Annotated in this window: 7 protein-coding genes; 6 read left to right on the plus strand and 1 reads right to left on the minus strand. The window is 64.6% G+C overall.

The window, feature by feature from the left end; genetic code table 11:
- The 6 genes from EOA38_RS24830 to EOA38_RS24855 form a co-directional block, all read left to right on the plus strand.
- Positions 1–1,000, plus strand: a 1,000-nt coding sequence (locus EOA38_RS24830) for a UvrB/UvrC motif-containing protein (RefSeq protein WP_189434861.1), incomplete at its 5' end; no start/stop codon positions are given.
- A 120-nt stretch (positions 1,001–1,120) separates the two neighbouring features.
- Positions 1,121–2,038: a DMT family transporter gene (locus EOA38_RS24835; protein WP_127300464.1), complete on the plus strand. Its 918-nt coding sequence runs from the start codon at positions 1,121–1,123 to the stop codon at positions 2,036–2,038.
- Between the two features lie 241 nt (positions 2,039–2,279).
- Positions 2,280–3,806: an ABC-F family ATP-binding cassette domain-containing protein gene (locus EOA38_RS24840; RefSeq protein ID WP_126092405.1), complete on the plus strand. Its 1,527-nt coding sequence runs from the start codon at positions 2,280–2,282 to the stop codon at positions 3,804–3,806.
- A gap of 140 nt (positions 3,807–3,946) precedes the next feature.
- Positions 3,947–4,129 carry a hypothetical protein gene (locus tag EOA38_RS24845; protein WP_126092404.1) on the plus strand — a complete coding sequence of 61 codons (183 nt, stop codon included), beginning with the start codon at positions 3,947–3,949 and terminating at the stop codon, positions 4,127–4,129.
- Between the two features lie 159 nt (positions 4,130–4,288).
- Complete coding sequence (locus tag EOA38_RS24850; protein ID WP_126092403.1) at positions 4,289–4,705, plus strand: glyoxalase/bleomycin resistance/extradiol dioxygenase family protein; 417 nt, start codon at positions 4,289–4,291, stop codon at positions 4,703–4,705.
- A 193-nt stretch (positions 4,706–4,898) separates the two neighbouring features.
- The gene (locus tag EOA38_RS24855) at positions 4,899–5,252 is read left to right on the plus strand and encodes a DUF1428 family protein (RefSeq protein ID WP_126092402.1); all 354 of its coding nucleotides are present in this window, start codon (positions 4,899–4,901) and stop codon (positions 5,250–5,252) included.
- A gap of 236 nt (positions 5,253–5,488) precedes the next feature.
- Here EOA38_RS24855 and EOA38_RS24860 read toward each other — a convergent pair.
- Positions 5,489–6,207, minus strand: a 719-nt coding sequence (locus tag EOA38_RS24860; protein ID WP_145966055.1) for a sulfotransferase, incomplete at its 5' end; no start/stop codon positions are given.

The following is a 6,207-nucleotide window of genomic DNA, read 5'->3' on the forward strand; positions in this document are numbered from 1 at the left end:
CCGCGCCGCCCGCAACGTCGACTGCAGGGTCATTCTCTACGCCGACCAGATCACCGGCTCGATGGAACGGGCGATGGCGGAGACCAACCGCCGCCGCGAGAAGCAGATGGAGTGGAACGCGGCCAACGGCATCACGCCGGAATCGGTCAAGTCGCGCATCGCCGACATCCTGGACTCGGTCTACGAGAAGGATCACGTGCGCGCCGACATCTCGCAGTTCACCGACGATGCCGGGGCCATGATCGGCAACAATCTGAAAACCCATCTCGAGGCGCTCGACAGGCAGATGCGCGACGCCGCCGCCAATCTCGACTTCGAGAAGGCCGCCCGTGTCCGCGACGAGATCAAGCGGCTGCGCGAGATGGAGCTTGCGATCTCCGACGACCCGCTGGCGCGCGAGGTGGAAAGCCAAAGTCCCGCCTCTGGCCGCGAGAAGGGCAGGCACAACAAGGGCGTGGCCAGGCACCGTACGGCCGAGGAACAGGAGCGCTTCCGCAGGCTCGACGAAGCACGCGCCGCCGAGGAAGCGGCCAGGGCGGCCCGCCCCAACATGTTCCGCAAGCCGCATCTCGACAAGATGGGCGCAGACGGCGCCGAGCCGGTGAAGAAGCCGCTCTTCGCCAAGCCGTCGATCGACGATATGGGTCCGGGCACCGACATGCCGACGCCGGCCGGCGCCGTCTCGCGCTCGCTGTTCAAGAGACAGTCGGCGCAGGAAGCGCATGGCTCCGATTTCGGCATTCCCGGCGACCGCACCAAGCCTCTGTTCCGAAAGAACTCGCTCGACGAGATGACCGTGCGCCGCACGGAGAAACCCGTCGAAGGAAAAGTGCCGGCCAAGCCACGGCCGGTCTCGCCGGAGGCGAATGCCGGCAGAACCGAAGCGCGCGACGACAAGCCCATCGTGCGCCAACGCTCAGGCATCGGTTCTTACGAGGATCCGGCTGACGAGCGCCGTCAGAAACGGCGGCCGAGCAAGACGGGGCGCCCAGGGCAGTAACGACATCGCTACGCCACTAGGCGGGAAGGAAGCTGGCCCATCAGCCTCCGCTTGCCATGCGCACGCGCAAACGCTAGGCGACGGTTCCGCCTTCGCTCTTCAATCCCGCCCCCGCCGACCATGAAACCCAGAGACATCGCGTCCTATGTCTTCCTGGCCCTAACCTGGGGGCTGTCCTTTCTTGTCCTGTTGAAAACGGTTCAGGCCTTCGGCTGGATCGGCGCGGTGACGTTGCGTGCCTTGATCGCCGGCGGCGCGCTGTTCCTGCTGGCGATGGCCACGCGCCGGCGGCTCGACTTCAGCGCCGGCTGGCGCCACTTCGCGGCGGTCGGTGGCACCACGGTCGCCGCCCAGCTGATCGGGCTTTCCTTCGCCACGCCGCGTATCGGCACCGCAATGGCCGCCATCCTCGTCGCCGCCATCCCGCTCTTTTCAATGATCCTCGGCCAGCTATGGGGCCTGGAGCGCATCACGCTGCGCGGACTGTCGGGGCTGGTGGTCGGTGCAGCCGGCATCGGGCTTCTGGTCGGCTTCCCGGCAGTCCCGGTGACGCCGTCTTTCCTCATCGGTTGCGCCGCTTCGCTGTTCAGCTCGTTTTCGGCGGCCTTCGGCAGCAACTATGGGAGCCGCCACCTCCGCTCGGCCGGTTCGCTCGAAGTCACCAGCGCGGCTTTCCTTTTCGGCGGGCTGATGACGTTGCCCTTGTTGTTCTTCGTACCGGTGCCGGCAATGCCGCGCGCCGTCGATCTCCTCTATCTCGCCATCCTGAGCTGCGTGATGAGCGCGCTGACCTATGTCGTCTATTTCCGTCTCGTCGCGAGCATCGGCGCCACCAGGACGATCAGCGTCGAATTCGCGGTGACGGTGGTCGCGGTCCTGGTCGGCACGATGCTGCTCAAGGAGCCGCTCTCGCTCGTCCAGGGTTTTGGCGCGGTCGCGATCATTGCCGGCTGCATGCTCGTTCTCGACCCTTTTCCGAGACGGGCCAAATCGCTGCCCCAGGCTGCGCCCTTGCCATCGGCCACGCCTTTGGTGTAACCCCTGCCCATACTCGAACGTCTGGAAAGGAGGGCTGCGTGTCTATCGATCACCACCGTCAGCGCGGCCCTGTCTGTGCCCTGCGAGCTTGCTTGCAGGGCTGACCAGGACGGTCCGGGAATTTTCCCCGCTTCGATTTTTTGGTCTGCCCTTCGTGGTGCCGCTGAGTTTGGCCTGATGGCCTGCCGGCGCACCGTCAAAGTGCATTGAGCCGCGCTCCGGCAAGACCAGAGAAATCGATATGGCCCTGATCAGCCTCAAATCCCTCGGCGTCACCATGAGTGCGCCGCTCTTTTCCAATCTCGATCTCACCATCGGCGCCGGCGATCGGCTCGGCATCGTCGCCGCCAACGGCCGCGGCAAATCCACGCTTCTCAAATGCCTGGCCGGTGAGTTGGACGCCACGACCGGCGACATTACCCGATCGCGCGGCCTGCGCGTCGGCCATGTCGAGCAATCCGTCCCCGAGGCGCTGCTCGACCGTGGCTTCCATCAAGTGGTCGCCGATGTCTTGCCGCCCGAACAGCGCGACAGCGAACACTGGCGCGTTGACGTGGTGCTGGATTCGCTCGACGTGCCCGAGGATATGCGCGGCCGGCCGATGCGCGCCTTGAGCGGCGGCTGGCAGCGGCTGGCGCTGATCGCCCGCGTCTGGGTTACCGATCCGGACGTGCTCCTGCTTGACGAGCCGACCAACCACCTCGACCTTGTCAAGATCGGCCTGCTGGAAACCTGGCTCAACGCGCTGCCGCGCGAGGTGCCGGCGATCATCGCCAGCCACGATCGCGCCTTCCTCGATGCCACCACCAACCGCACCCTGTTCCTGCGCCCGGAAGAATCGCCGGTATTCGCGCTGCCCTATTCGCGCGCCAGGCAAGCGCTCGACAAGGCCGACGCCTCGACGGCGCGCCGGTTCGAGCGCGACATGAAGGTCGCCCAGCAGTTACGCAAGCAGGCCGCCAAGCTCAACAATATCGGCATCAATTCGGGCAGCGATCTGCTCACGGTGAAAACCAGGCAGCTCAAGCAACGAGCCGAGAAGCTGGAGGATGCAGCCGTGGCCGCACATCGCGGGCGTTCGGCCGGCGCCATCCGGCTGGCAAACCGCGGCACCCACGCCAAGGTACTGATCACGCTGGACGACGCTGCCGTGGAAACGCCCGACGGCACGCTGCTGTTCAGGACCGGCAAGCGCCATATCTGCCAGTGCGATCGCATCGTGCTGCTCGGTCGCAACGGCGTCGGCAAGTCGCGTTTCATTGCGATGATCCGCGCCGCCATCGCCGAACCTGGGACCGCGCAGAACATCAAGGTGACGCCGTCGACCGTGCTCGGCTACAGCGACCAAGCGCTGTCGGGTATCGGCGGCGACGACACGCCGCTGGCGATGGTCTCACGCCGCTTCGAGGTCGGCGAGCAGCGCGCGCGTTCGCTTCTTGCCGGCGCCGGCGTCGCCATCGAGATGCAGGAGAAGAAGATCGCCGCTTTGTCGGGCGGGCAGCGGTCTAGGCTGATGATGCTGGTGCTCAGGCTCATCAACCCCAATTTCTATCTCCTCGACGAGCCGACCAACCACCTCGACATCGACGGCCAGGAAGCACTGGAGGAGGAACTGCTCAAGCATCAGGCGAGCTGTTTGCTCGCCTCGCACGACCGCTCCTTCATCCGCGCCGTCGGCAACCGTTTCTGGCTGATCGAGAAGCGGCGCCTGACCGAAGTCGACAGTCCGGAAGCGTTCTTCCGCTCAGTCGCCGAAACGGGGTGCTGAGACCATCGCAAGGCCGGCTCGCTACGGGCCGGCCTTTCGGGCGCAAGAAAAAAATCAGGCGATCTGTCGGATCGCCGATCGCCGCTGCGTCCTTGGGATGCCGACGCGATGGTGCCGGCATCAACCAGGGAGAGTTCATCATGTCGATTCTGTCATCCATCGGCCGCATCGCCACCCAATATGCGGAGGCGCGCGCCCGCTACCGCAGCGAGCGCATGCTGCTTTCGCTGCCGGCCGAACTGCGCAAGGACATCGGCTTTCCGGAAATTCTCGACACGCGCGACAGCCGCCGCACGGCCACCTTCTCGACCAAGGTCATCTGAAAGGACCCGTCAAGCAGCGCGAGCATCACCCGGCTTCGCCGGTTGCCTGGCCTGCCCGGGTCCGGCCTCAAAAAATTCCGCCGCCCGTGTAGGATTGCGGTCGCCTCGTCCGTCTTTTGATCGCAAGGCCAAATCAACCCTCGAAGAGGAACACGCGAAATGACCGACCAGACCCCACCCCGCGCCAAGGTGCTCGGCGGACTGACCCCCTATCTGCAGGTCGACGGCGCCATCAAGGCGGCCGAGTTCTACAAGAAGGCTTTCGGGGCCGAGGAGGTCTTCGCCTATCCGCCGGACGACCAGGGCCGCACCATGCATATCCACCTCTATGTCAACGGCTCGACGCTGATGCTGGGCGACGCCTATCCCGAGCACGGCCATCCACATCAGAATGCGCAGGGCTACGTGCTTCAGCTCCATCTCGGCAGCGACGATATCGACACTTGGTGGCAGCGCGCGGTGGACGCCGGCTGCGAGGTCGTCACGCCGCTGCAGGTGATGTTCTGGGGCGACCGCTGGGGCCAGGTGAAGGATCCCTTCGGCGTCGCCTGGGCGATGAACGCCCCGGTGAAATGAGCTGGACGTCTACCTCTCCCCTTGTGGGAGAGGTCGGATTGCCCCGATTTGTCCTTCACAAATCGGCTGGCAATCCGGGTGAAGGGTACGTGGCGCCAAGCTGGAACACCCCTCATCCGTCTTGCCGCTTCGCGACAAGCCACCTTCTCCCACAAGGGGAGAAGGAAGATCCTCACCAGCAAAGGAGCTCACCATGTCCTATGTCGATGGCTTCGTGCTCGCCGTGCCGAAGGCAAATCTCGATGCGTACAAGAAGATGGCCGAGAATGGCGGCGCCGTGTGGATGGAGCACGGCGCCCTTGCCTATGTCGAATGCGTCGGCGACGACGTGCCTTACGGCGAGCTGACCTCGTTTCCGCGCGCCGTGCAGGCGAAGGACGACGAAGTCGTCATCTTCGCCTGGGTGGTCTATGAATCCAGGCAGAGCCGCGACGCTGTCATGGCCAAGGTGATGGCCGATGAACGCTTGAAGATGGACTGGTCGTCAATGCCGTTCGACGGCAAGCGCATGATCTTCGGCGGCTTCCAGCCATTCATCGAATTGTAGGCGCATTGCCATCACTTCGTCATCCTAGGGCGGAGCAAGGAGCGAAGCGACGCGCGCAGACCCTAGGATCCATGCCGTGACGTTAAGGCGTTGAAACGGTTGAAGAATTCTGCTCCGCCGCACCTTTCGACAAAGGTCACGGCATGGATCCTCGGGTCTTCGCGACGCCGCTCCGCGGCTGCTCCGCCCGTGGATGACGAAGCTGAGAGGGCTTCGGCCAACCGGAGAACAGTGTGCTAATTCAGCCTATCGAGCAGCGGCTTCAGCCTATCGCCATAGCGCTTCCACAGATCGACCGAGCCTTGATACATCGGCTGGCGCACCTGCGCGGCGGACGCCGTCCGCACGGGGCGGTCGGTTTCGTGGAAAGACAGCACCTTGTCGTCCCAGGGCAGGCCGAGATGCGCCATCAGCGCCCTTGTCTGCCCCTCCTGGTCGGTGACGAAATCCTCATAGCGCACATCGTGCACGACGCCCGGCAGCACCTTGTGCCAATGCGCCATGATGTCCGTATAGAGGTTATAGAAATCGGCGAGCTCGCCGAGATCGTAGCCGTAGCGGTGGCTGTCGCCGCGGAAATGCACCTTGAAGATCGACAGGCACGTGGCGGCCGCGTCGCGCGCGCAGTGCACGATCTTCGCCTTCGGCAGCATCATGTGAAGGAAGCCGACCAGAAGGAAGTTGCCCGGCATCTTGTCGGTGACATGCCGGAAGCCCGGATAGCGGCTGTGCAGCATATCGAGATAGGCTTGGCCCGCCTCGGCGAAGGCCTTGTCCGGCATGCCGGCTATCCCCCGGGGAAAGCCGCCAGGCATGTTCATCGGAAACTGCTTGCCGACCGCCGTCTTCAGGATGCTGAGCTCGCCCGCGCCAAAGACTTGGGGATGGCTGGCGATGATCTGCTCGACCAGCGTCGTGCCGGAGCGCGGCATGCCGACGACGAAGATCGGCGTAT

This window comes from Mesorhizobium sp. M1E.F.Ca.ET.041.01.1.1 (genome assembly GCF_003997355.1).
Classification (GTDB): domain Bacteria; phylum Pseudomonadota; class Alphaproteobacteria; order Rhizobiales; family Rhizobiaceae; genus Mesorhizobium.

What these genes read in the sequence shown, in the direction of transcription:
- EOA38_RS24850 (WP_126092403.1), top strand. Translation starts at nt 4,289, where the DNA reads ATGACCGACCAGACCCCACCCCGCGCCAAGGTGCTCGGCGGACTGACC.
- EOA38_RS24845 (WP_126092404.1), top strand. Translation starts at nt 3,947, where the DNA reads ATGTCGATTCTGTCATCCATCGGCCGCATCGCCACCCAATATGCGGAG.
- EOA38_RS24840 (WP_126092405.1), top strand. Translation starts at nt 2,280, where the DNA reads ATGGCCCTGATCAGCCTCAAATCCCTCGGCGTCACCATGAGTGCGCCG.
- EOA38_RS24835 (WP_127300464.1), top strand. Translation starts at nt 1,121, where the DNA reads ATGAAACCCAGAGACATCGCGTCCTATGTCTTCCTGGCCCTAACCTGG.
- EOA38_RS24855 (WP_126092402.1), top strand. Translation starts at nt 4,899, where the DNA reads ATGTCCTATGTCGATGGCTTCGTGCTCGCCGTGCCGAAGGCAAATCTC.